Here is a 15,831-nt window from a genome sequence, read left to right on the forward strand (position 1 = left end):
ACCGGAGCGCTTCTTCCCGGGCGGCGGGCGGACCGGATCGTCGTCTATCCTCCGATTCGAGTGGGTCCGCATTCGGATCCGCCACGGCGTTGAGGGAGGTGGGTCCGGTCACTGGGACCGACACAGGGACCGAAGACGGCCATCCGGAAGAGACGGCCGCGGAGCGCAATGCGCGCTTCGAGCGGGATGCCCTCGGCTACCTCGACCAGATGTACTCGGCCGCGCTGCGCATGACGCGCAATCCGGCCGATGCCGAGGACCTGGTGCAGGAGACGTATGCCAAGGCGTACGGCTCGTTCCACCAGTTCCGCGAGGGGACCAACCTCAAGGCGTGGATGTACCGCATCCTCACGAACACGTTCATCAACTCGTACCGCAAGAAGCAGCGCGAGCCCCAGCGCAGTGCCGCCGAGGAGATCGAGGACTGGCAGCTCGCACGAGCCGAGTCGCACATGTCCACCGGTCTGCGCTCCGCCGAGTCGCAGGCGCTCGACCACCTGCCCGACTCGGATGTGAAGTCCGCTCTCCAGGCGATCCCCGAGGAGTTCCGCATCGCGGTGTATCTCGCCGATGTCGAGGGCTTTGCGTACAAGGAGATCGCAGACATCATGGGGACACCCATCGGGACGGTCATGTCCCGCCTGCACCGGGGCCGCCGTCAGCTGCGCGGCATGCTGGAGGACTACGCCCGCGACCGCGGTCTGGTCCCCGCCGGCGCCGGAGAGTCGAACGAAGCGAAAGGTTCGGGCTCATGAGCTGCGGAGAGCCGCACGAAACGGACTGCTCCGAGGTCCTGGACCATCTCTACGAGTTCCTCGACCACGAGATGCCGGACAACGACTGCACCAAGTTCGAGGTGCACTTCGAGGAGTGCTCCCCGTGCCTGGAGAAGTACGGGCTCGAACAGGCCGTCAAGAAACTGGTGAAGCGCTGCTGCGGCAGTGACGACGTACCCGCGGACCTCCGGTCCAAGGTCATGGGCCGTATCGACCTGATCCGGGCCGGTCAGAAGGTCCCCGACCAGGACATCACGGTCACCGACCGCCCGGCGGCGGCCAAGGAGTGACCGTCCGCCGTCCCTCCCGGTGACGGCACCCGGGCCGCCGTCCGCACGGCCGTCCGGCACACATCCACCCCAGACCGCGGCGCGCAGCGCGCCGCGGTCCCGGCGTGTGCGGCCCCCCCCGGTTCGCGGCCCCGCGTGTCACCCGATGGGCTGTCGATCCGCCGAACCGGCCCCCCGGCGGCCCGGCCGGGCCTATTCTCCCCCACCTGTACGGACGCCCGAGCCGTACGGGCCCTGGGGGAGGAGGCCGCCATGCGGGCACTGCCGCGGCGGGCACGCGTCTGCATCCTGTGCGCGCTGCTGGGCGCCGCCGGGTGCGTGCTGCCCGCCGTCACCGGCCCCGGCACACCGTGGGCGGCTGTCGCCCTGCTCGCCGCGGTGTACGCGGGGTGCGAGCTGCCTGCCCGCAGGGCACAGGAGAGCGGGTCGTTCTTCGCCGTGCTCCTCGCCGCCGCCCTGCTCCTGCCGCCCGCCGCCGCGGCGCTCACCGCCGTGCCCGGTGCGCTGCTCGGCAGCGCCGGGCACCCCCCGTACGGTGTCCGGCGGCTCTGGCACGCCGCGCAGCTGGCGCTCGCCGTGTGGGCCGCGGCCGAGGCGGCCGCGCTCTTCGGCGGCGCACGACGGCCGCCCGGCCTGCCCTGCGCGCTGCTGCCCGCCCTCGCCGCCACCCTGGCCTTCTGTCTGGCCGTGACCGCACTGGACGGCTGCGTCCGGGTCACCGCCGAGCGGCTGCCCGTGCGCACGGCAGGGGACGCGCTGCTGCGCTCACTCGCCCCGTACGCCGTGCACGGGTCGGCCGGACTCATGATGGCCGTCCTGTGGCGCAGCCCCTACGGGCCGACCGCCGCTCTCTTCGTCCTGCTGCCCATGTCCATCTCCGGCTGGGTCTTCGCGCAGTACCACCGTGAACGCGCCGCCCACCGGGCCACCATCAGGGCGCTGGTCCAGGCCGTCGACATCAAGGACCGGTACACCCGCGGCCACAGCGAACGCGTCGGCCAGGCATCGGCGATGATCGCGGGGGAGCTGGGGATGGCCGGTGACCGCCTGGAGGCCCTGCGCTTCGCCGGGATCCTGCACGACGTCGGCAAGCTCGGCGTGCCCACCAGACTGCTGCGCAAGGACGGGCCGCTGACGCCAGACGAGCGCCGCGTCATCGAGCTGCACCCCGAGTACGGGCACGAGATGGTCCGCGGCATCGGCTTCCTCGGCGAGGCGAGGGCCGCCATCCTCCACCACCACGAACGGCTCGACGGCTCCGGCTACCCGTACGGGCTCTCCGGGGAGCAGATCCCCGAGTTCGCCCGGGTCGTCGCCATCGCGGACGCCTTCGACGCCATGACGTCCACCCGCTCCTACCGCCGGGCCCGGCCCGTCGAAGCCGCCCTGCAGGAGCTGTCGCGGTGCGCCGGGACGCAGTTCGACCCCCTGATGGTCCAGGCGTTCGTCCGCGCGCTCGACCGGTACGGCTGGCACCCGGCCGTCACCGCCGACGAACCCGGCAGCCGTCCGCCAGGCCCCCTCCCGTCCGCCAGGACCGCGCCCGCCGACCTGGAGCACCCCGCGTGAGCGCCCGCACACCCCGCGCCGTGCGCCTCGTCCACGGCGCGGCCGCCCTGGCCGCCCTGGCCGGACTCGGCGGGACCCTCTGGCACGGCGTCGGCGACGCGGACACCGCGCTCGCCTTCGGGATGCTCGTCGCGGCCGGCGAGCTCACCCGCCGCACCGGCCCGGGCAACGAGCGCGAACCCGCCCCGCTGGGCGCTGCCGGAGCGCTCGCCTACGCCCTGCTCGGCCAGAACGGCGGCCATCCGACGGTCCACGGCGTCCCCCAGGTCATCGCCGTCGTCCTCGCCGGCACGCTCGCCGGCACCGCGCCGCACGTCGCGCGCGGCCGTGGTCCCACCGCCGACCAGCTGGCCCGCCGGGTGCTCACCGTCACCTTCGCCGCCGTCTGCTTCCAGCCGCTGTGCGGGGCCGGCCGGACAGCGGCCTGGGCGGTGCGCGGCCCCTCGTACGCGGTCGTGCTGCTGCTCCTGCTCGGCCTCAGCGCCCTGTGCGACGCGGTCCTGGCCGCCGCGCTGGCGCACGCCCGCGCCCGCCACCCCTCCCCGGGCTCCCCCGGGTCCCGCGGGAGCAGGGGAGCCCCCATGGGGCCGCTGCTCCGCGAAGAGCTGCGCGCACTCGCGGGGATCGGCCCGGCCGTGTGTGCCACCGGTGTCGTGATGGCGCTCGGCGTCGCGGTCGCCGGGCTGTGGGCGCTCCCGTTCTTCTCCGTTCCGCTGCTGCTCACCCAACTCTCCCTGCGCCGCCACGCGCTGGTCCGTACGACCTGCCGGCAGACCATCACCTCGCTCGCCCGCGCCACCGAGATCGCCGGATACACCCCGCACGGCCACGCGCGCAGGGTCGCCGCGCTCAGCCGCGCCGTCGGCCGGGAGCTGGGGCTGTCCGAACCTGCGCTGACCGTCCTGGAGTACGCGGCCCTGATGCACGACATCGGCCAGCTCTCCCTGGTCGACCCGGTGCCGGGCGGCGCCACCGCGCCGCTGGCACCCGGCGAACAGCGCCGGATCGCGCTCCTGGGCGGCGCCGTGGTCCGGCAGACCGGGGTCGGCGTGAAGGTCGCCGTCATCGTGGAGCGCCAGGCGGACCCGTACCGCGAGCAACCGCTCACCGCCCGGATTGTCCGGGCCGTCAATGCGTACGCGGACCTGGCGGGGGAAAATGAAGAGGAGCGGGGCGCGGGCCGGCCGCTGGGCGCACTGGAGCGGCTGCGCCTGGGCACTGGCCACGACTACCAGCCGGAAGTCGTGGAAGCCCTCGCCCGGGTGCTCTCCCGGGGCGGTGGCGCCTGACGGTACCCCGGGGCGTGAACCGGGCCCCCGAGCGGGTAACCAGTGGGTAATGAGCGCCGCTCCGACTGAGCATGGTTGGATGCGAAGAGAGGGTGTCCGGGGGATTCGGAGCCCGGGAAGCAGAGTCTTTTCAGCGACCGGCAGGCGGGAATCGTGAGGATCTTCGGGAAGGTACGGCATCGGCCCTCCGCATCCTGGCGGCAGGCCACGGACCGCGCGTTCACGCTGATCGGCGACGGTCGGTACGACGATGCCGGGGCGCTGCTCACCCGCGCGGCCGATCTCGAACCGTGGCTCTCCGAGTCCTGGTTCAATCTGGCCCTGCTGCACAAGTTCCGGCACGACTGGGACCGGGCCAGGACGGCCGGGCTGCGCGCCGTGGCGCTCCTGGACCGTGAGGCGGGCGCCCCGGACTGGTGGAACGTCGGGATCGCCGCCACCGCCCTGCAGGACTGGCCACTGGCCCGCAGGGCCTGGCAGGCGTACGGGCTGCGGGTCCCGGGCGAGCCCGCGGCCAGCAGCGAACCGGTCGGTATGGAGCTGGGCTCCGCCGCCGTGCGGCTCTCCCCCGAGGGCGAGGCCGAGGTGGTCTGGGGCCGCAGGCTCGACCCCGCCCGGATCGAGGTGCTCTCCATCCCGCTGCCGTCGTCCGGCAGGCGCTGGGGCGAGGTCGTCCTGCACGACGGCGTCCCGAACGGCGAGCGCGTCACGGCCGCCGGACCCTCCTACCCGGTGTTCGACGAGATCGAGCTGTGGGCGCCGTCACCCGTGCCGACCTGGGTGGTGCTGCTGGAGGCGGCGACCGAGTCGGACCGGGACGCGCTGGAGCAGCTGGCGGCCGACGCCGGATTCGCCGCCGAGGACTGGTCGTCCTCGGTGCGGCTGCTCTGCCGTGCCTGCTCCGAGTCGCCGATGGAGAGCGACGAGGGCGGCGGCGAGCAACCCCCGGACCCGCACGACCACAGTGAGCCCGGCCACCCCGGTCCGCTCGGCCACCGCACGGCGGGCGGGCTCTGGGTCGCCGAGCGCGAGTGCGGGATAGCCGCCCCGGCGGGCCTGGTGCGCGGCCTGCTCGACGGATGGGTCGCCGACAGCCCGGACAGCAGGGAGTGGCGGGACCTCGAAGAGGTCTGCTGAGCCCGCTCCCGGGATTCCCGTTCGGTCTAAGCTGTACGGGATCGATCCGGGTTTTTGAGGAAGGCGTACGGCGGACATGGCGCAGCAGCAGACGGACCAGCAGGTCAATGACGGTTTCGTCGTGGACACCGAGGACTGCGAGGAGCGCGAGGAAGCGCACCGCGCCCGCGGCACCGCCCGTCCCATCACCGTCGTGGGCAACCCGGTGCTCCACCGGGAGTGCAAGAACGTCACGTCGTTCGACGCCGAGCTCGGCCGGCTGATCGACGACATGTTCGCCAGCCAGAAGGCCGCCGAGGGCGTGGGCCTGGCCGCGAACCAGATCGGTGTCGACCTGAAGGTCTTCGTCTACGACTGCCTCGACGACGACGGCAGGCGCCACGTCGGTGCCGTCTGCAACCCGGTGCTCACCGAGACCCCGGCGGACCGCCGCCACCTCGACGAGTCCAACGAGGGCTGCCTCTCCGTCCCGACCGCCTACGCCGAGCTGGCCCGCCCGGACTACGCGGAGGTCACCGGCCAGGACGCGGAGGGCAACCAGGTGAAGGTGCGTGGCACCGGCTACTTCGCCCGCTGCCTCCAGCACGAGACCGACCACCTGTACGGCTACCTGTACATCGACCGTCTGTCGAAGCGCGACCGCAAGGACGCGCTCCGCCAGATGGAAGAGGGCACGCCGCGCTACGAGACCGTGCCGAACGTCTGACCGCGCAGCGCCTGGACCGCCGCACCGTCCGACGCCCGTTCGCCGATGGCGAGCTGGGAGATGGCGTTGCGGATCAGCAGACGGCCGCCGGTGCGCTCCAGCTGCCAGCGCTGGGTGCGCGAGCCGCCCGAGCAGGTGTTCACCGAGAGCTCCGAGCCCACTTCGAGCGGAGCCCCGGTGTGCAGCTCGCCCCGGTCGTCCTCCAGGCACTGGCCGGTGGTGGCCGATGTCAGGGTGTAGTACCCGTCGTCCGTGGCCTTCAGCGTCCAGGCCGCTGCGGGGTCCGTGCCGAACACCACGTCCGAACCGGCCGCCGGGGCCAGCGTCCTGTGGTCCCCGGCCGTCAGCTCGTAGGTGCCGTCGGCGACCGGCGTGCGGTCGGTGTCCGACCAGCCCGGCGCATGCCCGATCTTCTTCGCCAGTGCCTCGAAACCGGCGTACGTCGGGCTCGGCTTCGGGCCGCCCCAGGTCGCCTGAGCGATGAACCGCAGCGGCATGAAGGTCTTCGCCTCGACCTCGTTCTCGGTCTCGGCCGCCGCACTGTCCGGCCAGAGGGAGATCTTCGCACCCGTCAGGTTCGCGGGCTTCGACGCCAGGGTCTGGCCCTCGAACTCCAGGGGGGTCCAGTTGCTGTCGTACAGCCGCTGCGTCTCGGTCGTGTAGCCGCCGCGCACGAGATAGAGCGAGTACGCGGAGTTCATCACGGGACGGCCCTCGGCGAGCAGCTGGGACGGCGTCTCCATGGTGCCGCCGCTGGTCCAGTGCTCGACGGTGACGTCACGGTCGAGCGGGACGACCGAGTTCTTGCCGGTCAGCCCGTCGTTCCAGATGCGCAGCGGGTGCCCGCCCGCCTTCACATGGGCATTGACCTGGTTGATGAAGTCGGTGAAGAGGTCGTCCGGGGTCGCTCCCGCGCCGAACCGCTTCACCGCCTCGGTCTGCAGCTGCGGGTAGTCGGGGTACGCGGAGCCGATCATGTACTCGTCCGCGCCCATGTGCCACTGCCTGGCGCCCCAGGCCTTCAGCGCCTCGTCGACCAGTGAGGTGTAGTACGTCAGCGCCGCCGGCTGGGAGATGTCCAGCCGGGTCGGGGACGGCACCCCGTTCTTGTCCTTGAGCTGGAGCTCGGGATGGTTCTTCAGATAGGGGTCGATGTGACCGGGGGAGTTGATCTCGGGGACCAGCTCGATGTGGTACTTCGCGGCCAGCGCGGCCAGTTGGCGGACCTCGGTCTTGGTGTAGTAGCCCCAGAAGGCGGTCCTCGGGTCGACATCGCTCTTGACCTTGGCCTCGATCCAGAGCTGGTTGAGCTTCTGCGACGCCATGTCCTTCATCAGCCGCTCGAACCACGGGACGGAGACGTGGATGTAGCAGGCGCAGACGCCGACACCGCGTTCGCGGTAGGCGGGGATGTCGGTGGCGGAGCCGCGGGCCGCCCGGCTGTCGTCGTTCAGGAGCTGGAGGACCGTCCGGGTGCCGTAGAAGACGCCGGTGGAGGTGGCCGCGGTGACGGTCACCCGCTCACCCACGGATATGCGGTAGCCCTCACTGCCCAACCGGTCCCTGAGGGACGGCTTCTCCGCGAGGACGACGTCGCCGTTCCTGGCTCCGCCATGGGTGACCCGGTGGTGGCCAGTCAGCTCGCCGGCGAAACGCCGGGTATCGCTCTCGGTACGGTGGTCCGCCCCCTGCGGCACGATGCGTGCGCGGTCGGTCAGCGTGAAGCTGCCTGCCTCACCGTGCCACGCGCTCAGTGCGGGCAGCACCGCGGGCGGTGCGCCGCCGCCGGTCGTCTCCCCGGCCGCCGCGCTCTGCACGGGCAGCACCGCGGCGCACAGTGCCGCGACCACCGCCGCGGCCACCCTCTGTCGGCTCGCCATCCGCATGATCGTTTTTGTCCTTCCGTAGACTGGTGCCCCGATCTTTATGGCAACCGGATGGCATGTCCATGGGTAGGACGCCCCTGTTGTTGGACAAAACTGACGTGTGACATCGGATGGCTGGCCATGCGTACGGCCAGGCCTCAGGACGCGCCCGGGAGAGCGGCGGCCGGTCCGCGGAACGCGCGCCGGTAGGCGTTCGGGGTGGTACCGAGTGTGCGGAGGAAGTGGTGGCGCAGCCCGGCGCCGGTACCGAAGCCGACCCGCCCCGCGATCGCGTCCACCGTCTCGTCCGACGCCTCCAGCAACTCCTGTGCCAGCAGTACCCGTTGCCGCAGCAGCCAGCGGTACGGCGTCGTCCCCGTCTCCTGCTGGAAGCGGCGGGCGAAGGTGCGCGGTGACATCAGGGCCCGGGCCGCCAGCTGCTCCACCGTCTGCTCCTCGTCCAGATGCTGCTCCATCCAGCCGAGGACACCGGCGACGCTGTCCGCCCGCTCGGGGCTCACCGCGCGTTCGACGAACTGGGCCTGGCCGCCGTCGCGGTGGGGCGGAACCACCATGCGCCGGGCGATCCTGTTCGCGATGTGCGGGCCGTGTTCCTTGCGGATGATGTGCAGACAGGCGTCGATGCCGGCGGCGGTGCCCGCCGATGTGATCACCGGCCCCTCGTCCACGTACAGCACGTCGGGCTCCACCAGGGCCAGCGGGAAGGCCCGGGCCAGCTCCTCCGCGTGGCGCCAGTGCGCGGCGCAGCGGCGGCCGTCGAGCAGCCCCGCGGCGCCGAGCACGAAGACACCGGAGCAGACGCTGAGGACCCGGGCGCCACGGTCCACCGCCCGCCGCAGCGCTGCGAGGAGCGCGGGCGGATAGCCCCGGTCCCCCCGCGACTCGGCGGCAGGAACCGCGATCAGGTCGGCCTCCTCCAGCCGCTCCAGGCCGTGCTCGGTGCGCAGGGTGAATCCGGCGTGCGTCCGCAGTACCGGCCCCTCGGCCGACGCCACCGCGAAGTCGTAGACCGGCAGCCCCTCATCGCTCCGGTCGAGCCCGAACACCTCGCAGACCACGCCGAGTTCGAAGGGGTGGACTCCGTCCATCAGGACCGCGACGACGTTTTTCAGCATGGACCAAGTGTGGCAGTAATTCGACGTCGCATGTCAGTCCTGCCACTGACTTTCCGCAGCCACCGGCGCCACAGTGGACGGCATGAACACCTTCCTGGACTACCTGACCGTCCTCGCCGTCTCCGTCATCCTGGCCCTGCCCTCGCTGATCTGGTACGCCCACGAGCGCCGTATCGACCGCGCGCTCGCCCGGCGTGCACCGGACACCGGCCCCAGTACGGCGGAAGGCCCCGCACCGCTGCCGCCCCGCCCGCGCCCGGCACTCCGGCAGGACGGGAGCCGCCGCCCCGCCCTGACCCGCCCCGCCCGCTGAGCCCCCGGCCCGGCGACGCCACCGCGCGAACTCGCTTACGCTCGCCTCCGTCAGAAGATCACCAAGGAGGGGACATGCGCAGAACTGCGCTGTGGAGCACGGCATCCGGTGCCGTGGCTCTGGCGGTACTGGGGGCTCCGGCGGCTCACGCCGAGGGCAAGGGGGACATCCGGGTCACGAAGACGGTGGTGAACAACGGGGGCAACGTCATCGTGGGGGTGCACGACGTCAAGACCTTCCCGGTCACCTTCACGGTCCGGGACAACTCCGGCGTGAAGGGCCTCAGCCACGTCAGCGTCTTCAACGCCAAGAACGGGTACGGACCCGGGGACTGGACGGGCAACAGCTGCCACAAGTCGACCAGCACCACGTCGGTCTGCACCGCGGTCTTCGAGGAGCACCCGGCCGGGTTCAAGTCGTCGGTGGACATCGACCCCAACGCACTCGCGGGGACCTGGCAGGTCAACGCCACCGTCCAGGCCAGGGACGGCGACTACTGGATCCACGACGACCTCGCGCACTTCGACTTCAAGCGCGCCTCGACCCTCACGACCGACGCCACCCCCGAGCCCGTCGCCAAGGGCGGCAGGCTCACGGTCAGGGGCAAGCTCGCGCGGGCCGACTGGAGCGACCTGAAGTATCACGGCTACACGAAGCAGAACGTGCGGCTGGAGTTCAAGAAGGCCGGGGCGTCCGCGTACACCACGGTCAAGACGGTGAGGACCAGCTCCACGGGCACCCTGAGCACCACGGTCACGGCGACCGCGCCGGGCACCTGGCGCTGGAACTTCCCCGGCACGCACACGACCATGGCGATCACCTCCGCCGGTGACACCGTGGCACTGCGTTAGCGGCCGGAAGGCAGCCGGACAGCCGGGTGGCGCGCCCGCGTACGCCGCGGACGCGCCACCCGACGGCCCTGAACACTCCTGGAACGGCCCCGGCTCTCCTAGAAGTCGTCGTCGAAGGAGACCGAGCCCTCGACCGCGACCTGGTAGGCGGAGGGGCGCCGCTCGAAGAAGTTCGTCAGCTCCTGCACGCCCTGCAGCTCCATGAAGGAGAACGGGTTCTCCGAGCCGTACACCGGCGCGAAGCCCAGCCGGGTCAGCCGCTGGTCGGCGACGCACTGGAGGTACTCGCGCATCGACTCGGTGTTCATCCCCGGCAGCCCTTCGCCGCACAGGTCCCGGCCGAACTGCAGCTCCGCCTCCACCGCTTCGCGCATCATGTCGGTGACCTGCTGCCGCAGCGCGTCGTCGAAGAGCTCGGGCTCCTCCTTGCGAACCGTGTCGACCACCTCGAACGCGAAGTTCATGTGCATCGTCTCGTCACGGAACACCCAGTTGGTGCCGGTCGCCAGGCCGTGCAGCAGCCCCCGCGAGCGGAACCAGTACACGTACGCGAAGGCCCCGTAGAAGAACAGCCCCTCGATGCACGCGGCGAAGCAGATCAGGTTCAGCAGGAAGCGGCGGCGGTCCGCCTGCGTCTCCAGCTGGTCGATCTTCTCGACCGAGTCCATCCACCGGAAGCAGAACTGCGCCTTCTCCCGGATGGAGGGGATCTCCTCGACCGCGTCGAAGGCCGCCGCGCGGTCCTCCGGATCGGGCAGATAGGTGTCGAGCAGCGTCAGGTAGAACTGGACGTGCACGGCCTCCTCGAAGAGCTGGCGGGAGAGGTACAGCCGCGCCTCGGGGGAGTTGATGTGCTTGTAGAGCGTCAGCACCAGGTTGTTGGAGACGATCGAGTCGCCCGTCGCGAAGAACGCGACCAGCCGGCCGATCATGTGCTGCTCACCCGGCGAGAGCTTGCCCAGGTCGGTGACGTCCGAGTGGAGGTCGACCTCCTCGACCGTCCAGGTGTTCTTGATCGCGTCGCGGTAGCGCTCGTAGAAGTCCGGGTAGCGCATCGGACGCAGGGTCAGCTCGAAGCCCGGGTCGAGCAGGTTCTTCTCGGACTTCTGGGAATCGGTGCTCATCACTGGCAGGCCTCGCAGGACTCGGGGTTCTCAAGGGAGCAGGCGATGGCGTCCGCGTCCGCGGCGGCCGGGGCCTGCTGGGCGGGGACGGTGGCGGAGCGCGCCGCCCGCGCGATGCGCGTCGCCGGGCGGGAGCGCAGGTAGTACGTGGTCTTGATGCCCTGCTTCCAGGCGTACGCGTACATCGAGGAGAGCTTGCCGATGGTCGGCGTCTCCAGGAAGAGGTTCAGCGACTGGCTCTGGTCGATGTACGGGGTGCGGGCCGCGGCCATGTCGATCAGGCCGCGCTGCGGGATCTCCCACGCCGTGCGGTACAGCGCCCGGACCTCCTCGGGGATCCAGCTGAAGCCCTGCACCGAACCGCTGGCCTCGCGCAGCGCCTCGCGGGACTGCGCGTCCCAGACGCCGAGCTGCTTGAGCTCGTTCACCAAGTACGCGTTGACCTGGAGGAACTCACCCGACAGAGTCTCGCGCTTGAAGAGGTTGGAGACCTGCGGCTCGATGCACTCGTACACCCCGGCGATCGAGGCGATGGTGGCGGTCGGCGCGATGGCGAGCAGCAGCGAGTTGCGCATACCGGTCTTCGCGATCCTGGCGCGCAGCGCCGCCCAGCGCTCCGGCCAGGCCGGCTCGGTCGCGTAGTGGTCGGGGTGCAGCACACCGCGCGCCGCGCGGGTCCGCTCCCAGGCCGGCAGCGGGCCGTTGCTCTCGGCGAGGTCGCAGGACGCCTCGTAGGCGGCCAGCATGATGCGCTCGGAGATCCGGGTGGAGAGCGCCCTGGCCTCGGGGGAGTCGAAGGGCAGCCGCAGCTGGAAGAAGACGTCCTGGAGCCCCATGAGGCCCAGGCCCACCGGACGCCACTTGGCGTTGGAGCGGCCTGCCTGCTCGGTCGGGTAGAAGTTGATGTCCACGACCCGGTCGAGGAAGGTGACAGCGGTGCGGACGGTCGCGTCCAGGCGCTCCCAGTCGAGGGAGTCGCCCGAGACGAACGCGCCGACGTTGACCGAGCCCAGGTTGCAGACCGCGGTCTCGCCGTCGTCCGTCACTTCGAGGATCTCGGTGCAGAGATTCGACGAGTGCACGACCGAGCCGGGCTCCGCCGTCTGGTTGGCCGTACGGTTCGACGCGTCCTTGAAGGTCATCCACCCCTGGCCGGTCTGGGCGAGGGTACGCATCATCCGCCCGTACAGCTCCCGCGCGGGGATGGTCTTCCTGGCCAGCCCTCCGGCCTCGGCCTCGCGGTACGCGGCGTCGAAGTCGTCGCCCCACAGGTCGGTCAGCTCGGGCACGTCGGACGGGGAGAACAGCGACCACGTGCCGTCCGCGTCGACCCGGCGCATGAACTCGTCGGGCACCCAGTGGGCCAGGTTGAGGTTGTGGGTGCGCCGGGCGTCCTCGCCGGTGTTGTCGCGCAGCTCCAGGAACTCCTCGATGTCCGAGTGCCAGGTCTCCAGGTAGACGGCGGCGGCGCCCTTGCGCCTGCCGCCCTGGTTCACCGCGGCGACCGAGGCGTCGAGGGTCTTGAGGAAGGGCACGATGCCGTTGGAGTGCCCGTTGGTGCCCCGGATCAGTGAACCGCGGGAGCGGATACGGGAGTACGAGAGGCCGATGCCGCCCGCGTGCTTCGAGAGGCGGGCCACCTCGTGGTAGCGCCCGTAGATCGAGTCCAGCTGGTCGAGCGGGGAATCCAGCAGATAGCAGGAGGACATCTGCGGGTGCCTGGTGCCCGAGTTGAAGAGGGTGGGGGAGGAGGGCAGGTAGTCGAGGCGGCTCATCAGCGCGTAGAGCGCGGTCACCTCGTCCAGGGCGCCGGCCGATTCGTCGGTGGCCAGACCGCAGGCGACCCGGAGCATGAAGTGCTGGGGGGTCTCGACGACCTGGCGGGTGATCGGGTGGCGCAGCAGGTAGCGGCTGTAGAGGGTGCGCAGCCCGAAGTACCCGAAGCGGTCGTCGGCCCCGGTGTCGATGGCCGCGTCGAGCCGCTCCGCGTGGAGCCGCACGAAGGCGGCCGTACGGTCGGCGATCAGGCCCTCACGGTGTCCGGCGGCGACCGATGAGGAGAACGACACCGCGCCCTGCCCCGCCGCCTCGTCCGCGATGGTGCGGGTCAGCAGCCGCGCGGCCAGCCGCGAGTACGCGGGGTCCTCGGAGATGAGACCCGCGGCCGCCTCGGTGGCGAGCTCCCGCAACTCGGCCTCGTCCGACGCGGCGTTGCGCCCGCGCAGGGCGGCGGCGGCGACCCGGCCGGGGTCGGTGTCGGTGAGATCGGCGGTGAGGTCGGTCAGGGTCCGCAGCAGTACGGTTCCCGGGGCATCCGCCACCTGCTCGGAGACAGGTGCGGTGGGCGCGATGGTCACGGTGCGCTCTCCCTCGCTCGGCTGGGGCCGGCGGGGGCGCGGGCATGTACGGGCACAGCAGAGCAGCACACCGCACAGCATCCGCAGGCCCTACCGCGAGGCCCGGACGTTTCTCATCCGGATCGGTCGAGCCGGATGCGCTGTCGGCAGGTCCTCGGACTCCGCGGTGCGCGAAAGCGCACTGATCACACCGTTGCGGGACAGTTCCGGATTCGCACCGGATTCCCCTGCGACGACAGCGAGCACGAGCATACATGTGGGGTGCCCGTCGGAAAGCACCCCCCATATGTTGTGTCGTACGGTCCGGGGCTGCGGGCCGGAGGCGCCTGCCGTCGGCCGGCGGGAGCCGCCCGGGCACGGCTCCGTACGGCGTCCGTAACGCCTCCGTACAGCGAAGGGCCGCCGCATCTCCCAGAGGTGAGATGCGGCGGCCCCTGCCGTACGGGGTGGCTCAGTGGCCGGCCGGGGCGCCCGCCGTGGCCGGCGGGAGCTCCACCTGGACGCCCTTGTCACCGGCATCCGCCGTGTAGTCCTCCGGGGAGGTCTCGTCGATCCCGGCGGGCGCCTTCACCGCGTTGAGCACGACGGTGAGGACCAGCGTCACCACGACGTTCAGCACGAACGCCGTCAGACCGATGTAGCCGATCTGGCCGATGCCCGGGATCTCCTTGGAGGAGCCGCCGAAGTGCGCCTGGGTCGGGCTGGCGACGCCGAACGCGGCGAGCGTGCCGTAGATCATGCCGGCCGCCCAGCCCGCGAGCAGCGCCCAGCGGTGGAACCACCGGGTGAAGAGTCCGCCGACCAGGGCCGGCATCGTCTGGAGGATCCAGATGCCGCCGAGGAGCTGGAAGTTGATCGCCACGGTCGGGTCCATGGCGAGCACGAAGAGAAGCGCGCCGACCTTCACCACGAGCGAGACCAGCTTGGAGACCTTGGCCTCCTGCGCGGGTGTGGCGCCCGGTTTGATGAAGTCCTTGTAGATGTTGCGGGTGAAGAGGTTCGCCGCCGCGATGGACATGATCGCGGCCGGTACCAGTGCGCCGATGCCGATGGCCGCGAAGGCCACGCCGGCGAACCAGTCGGGGAACATGTTCTCGAAGAGCTGCGGGATCGCCAGCTGGCCGTTCTTCACCTTGATCCCCGCGGCGATCGCCATGAAGCCGAGGAGCGCGAGCAGCCCCAGCATCAGCGAGTACAGCGGCAGGATCGCGGTGTTGCGGCGGATCACGTTGCGGCTGCGCGAGGAGAGCGTTGCCGTGATCGAGTGCGGGTACATGAACAGCGCGAGCGCCGATCCGAGCGCCAGCGTCGCGTAACCCCACTGGCCGGCGGCGCCCGGTGCGAGCGCTCCGCGCGGCTTGCCCGTTGCCGGGTTCGTCTGCGAGAAGGCGTGGCCTGCCTTGGCGAAGATGTCGTCGAAGCCGCCGAGCTTGATCGGGATGTAGATGATCGCCACCAGGATGACGATGTAGATCAAGCCGTCCTTGACGAAGGCGATCAGTGCGGGCGCCCGCAGCCCCGAGGAGTACGTGTACGCGGCGAGCACCGCGAACGCGATCAGCAGGGGGAGGTCCTTGACGAACCAGTTGCTGCCCGCACCGCCGACGCCCATGACGTCGAGCACCGCCTGGATACCGACCAGCTGGAGCGCGATGTACGGCATCGTCGCGATGATGCCGGTGACCGCGACGGCCAGCGAGAGGCTCTTCGAGCCGAACCGCCCGCGGACGAAGTCCGAGGTGGTCACGTACCCGTGCTTGTGCGAGACCGACCAGAGCCGCGGCAGGAAGGTGAAGATCAGCGGGTAGACCAGGATCGTGTACGGCACGGCGAAGAATCCGGCCGCGCCCGCCGCGTAGATGGCCGCGGGTACGGCGACGAAGGTGTACGCCGTGTAGAGGTCGCCGCCGAGCAGGAACCAGGTGACCCAGGTACCGAACGACCTCCCGCCCAGGCCCCATTCGTCGAGGGTGGCGGCGTTGTCGGCGCGGCGCCAGCGGGCGGCCAGGAAGCCGACGACCGTGACGGCCACGAAGAAGAAGATGAAGACGCCGAGCGCGACGCCGTTCACACCGTCCTTCATGCGGACGCACCCCCCTTGCGGGCGCGCTGGTCACGCTGCCACAGCTTGTACGCGGTCATGGTGAGCGCCGTCGAGATGAGCACCCAGAGCATCTGGTACCAGTAGAAGAACGGGATGCCGATGAAGGCCGGGTCCACCTTCGCGTACGAACTCACCCAGAGCATGGCGACAAAGGGTGCGATCAGGCATACCGCGATGATCACGCGCACCGGCGTGATCACCGGTCTTTTCTCGGTCATGGTGCGGTCCGTCCCCTCGCTGAGCACCTGGTACAACGCGCAGGAAATCTAGGCGAGGATGCTCATGCGGCGGAACCCCTATCCGCATACCGGAAC

At 70.9% G+C, this 15,831-nt stretch carries 14 protein-coding genes and 1 riboswitch; of the genes, 8 read left to right on the plus strand and 6 right to left on the minus strand.

What is annotated here, in order from left to right; translation table 11 throughout:
• Window positions 1–98: 98 nt before the first annotated feature.
• From OG917_RS23250 to def, 6 genes are all read left to right on the plus strand, one after another.
• Window positions 99–755, plus strand: coding sequence for a sigma-70 family RNA polymerase sigma factor (locus OG917_RS23250; RefSeq protein WP_328319550.1), 657 nt, complete (start codon window positions 99–101; stop codon window positions 753–755).
• Window positions 752–1,066, plus strand: a complete 315-nt coding sequence (rsrA, locus tag OG917_RS23255) for a mycothiol system anti-sigma-R factor (RefSeq protein ID WP_328319551.1) — start codon at window positions 752–754, stop codon at window positions 1,064–1,066. The genes OG917_RS23250 and rsrA overlap by 4 nt, the downstream gene beginning before the upstream one ends.
• Window positions 1,067–1,318: 252 nt before the next feature.
• Window positions 1,319–2,635: an HD-GYP domain-containing protein gene (locus OG917_RS23260; protein ID WP_328319552.1), complete on the plus strand. Its 1,317-nt coding sequence runs from the start codon at window positions 1,319–1,321 to the stop codon at window positions 2,633–2,635.
• The gene (locus OG917_RS23265) at window positions 2,632–3,924 is read left to right on the plus strand and encodes an HD-GYP domain-containing protein (RefSeq protein ID WP_443059008.1); all 1,293 of its coding nucleotides are present in this window, start codon (window positions 2,632–2,634) and stop codon (window positions 3,922–3,924) included. Before OG917_RS23260 ends, OG917_RS23265 begins: the two co-directional genes overlap by 4 nt.
• A gap of 153 nt (window positions 3,925–4,077) precedes the next feature.
• Window positions 4,078–5,061 carry a tetratricopeptide repeat protein gene (locus OG917_RS23270; protein WP_328319553.1) on the plus strand — a complete coding sequence of 328 codons (984 nt, stop codon included), beginning with the start codon at window positions 4,078–4,080 and terminating at the stop codon, window positions 5,059–5,061.
• A 76-nt stretch (window positions 5,062–5,137) separates the two neighbouring features.
• Window positions 5,138–5,767: a peptide deformylase gene (gene def, locus OG917_RS23275; protein ID WP_328319554.1), complete on the plus strand. Its 630-nt coding sequence runs from the start codon at window positions 5,138–5,140 to the stop codon at window positions 5,765–5,767.
• Here the strand turns inward: def and OG917_RS23280 are convergent.
• Together OG917_RS23280 and OG917_RS23285 are read right to left on the minus strand one after the other, a co-directional pair.
• On the minus strand, window positions 5,743–7,647 hold the full coding sequence (locus OG917_RS23280) for a family 20 glycosylhydrolase (RefSeq protein WP_328319555.1): 1,905 nt from the start codon (window positions 7,645–7,647) through the stop codon (window positions 5,743–5,745). The two genes, def and OG917_RS23280, sit on opposite strands and share 25 nt — an antisense overlap.
• A gap of 143 nt (window positions 7,648–7,790) precedes the next feature.
• Window positions 7,791–8,768, minus strand: coding sequence for a helix-turn-helix domain-containing protein (locus tag OG917_RS23285; RefSeq protein WP_328319556.1), 978 nt, complete (start codon window positions 8,766–8,768; stop codon window positions 7,791–7,793).
• An 82-nt stretch (window positions 8,769–8,850) separates the two neighbouring features.
• Between OG917_RS23285 and OG917_RS23290 the strand changes: the two genes are divergently transcribed.
• A complete protein-coding gene (locus OG917_RS23290) occupies window positions 8,851–9,081 on the plus strand; it encodes a hypothetical protein (RefSeq protein ID WP_328319557.1) in 231 nt (76 codons plus the stop codon).
• 74 nt (window positions 9,082–9,155) lie between these two features.
• On the plus strand, window positions 9,156–9,932 hold the full coding sequence (locus OG917_RS23295) for a hypothetical protein (RefSeq protein ID WP_328319558.1): 777 nt from the start codon (window positions 9,156–9,158) through the stop codon (window positions 9,930–9,932).
• Window positions 9,933–10,030: 98 nt separating this feature from the next.
• Here OG917_RS23295 and OG917_RS23300 read toward each other — a convergent pair whose 3' ends face one another.
• The 4 genes from OG917_RS23300 to OG917_RS23315 all read right to left on the minus strand — a co-directional run bounded on the left by OG917_RS23300 (window position 10,031) and on the right by OG917_RS23315 (window position 15,735).
• Window positions 10,031–11,056: a ribonucleotide-diphosphate reductase subunit beta gene (locus OG917_RS23300; protein WP_328319559.1), complete on the minus strand. Its 1,026-nt coding sequence runs from the start codon at window positions 11,054–11,056 to the stop codon at window positions 10,031–10,033.
• A complete protein-coding gene (locus OG917_RS23305) occupies window positions 11,056–13,413 on the minus strand; it encodes a ribonucleoside-diphosphate reductase subunit alpha (RefSeq protein WP_328319560.1) in 2,358 nt (785 codons plus the stop codon). The genes OG917_RS23300 and OG917_RS23305 overlap by 1 nt, the downstream gene beginning before the upstream one ends.
• 128 nt (window positions 13,414–13,541) lie before the next feature.
• Window positions 13,542–13,665, minus strand: a riboswitch (cobalamin riboswitch).
• Window positions 13,666–13,864: 199 nt separating this feature from the next.
• Window positions 13,865–15,496, minus strand: a complete 1,632-nt coding sequence (gene mctP / locus OG917_RS23310; RefSeq protein WP_328319561.1) for a monocarboxylate uptake permease MctP — start codon at window positions 15,494–15,496, stop codon at window positions 13,865–13,867.
• Complete coding sequence (locus OG917_RS23315; RefSeq protein WP_328319562.1) at window positions 15,493–15,735, minus strand: DUF3311 domain-containing protein; 243 nt, start codon at window positions 15,733–15,735, stop codon at window positions 15,493–15,495. The genes mctP and OG917_RS23315 overlap by 4 nt, the downstream gene beginning before the upstream one ends.
• Window positions 15,736–15,831 lie beyond the last annotated feature (96 nt).

It is taken from the genome of Streptomyces sp. NBC_00388 (genome assembly GCF_036061255.1).
Classification (GTDB): domain Bacteria; phylum Actinomycetota; class Actinomycetes; order Streptomycetales; family Streptomycetaceae; genus Streptomyces.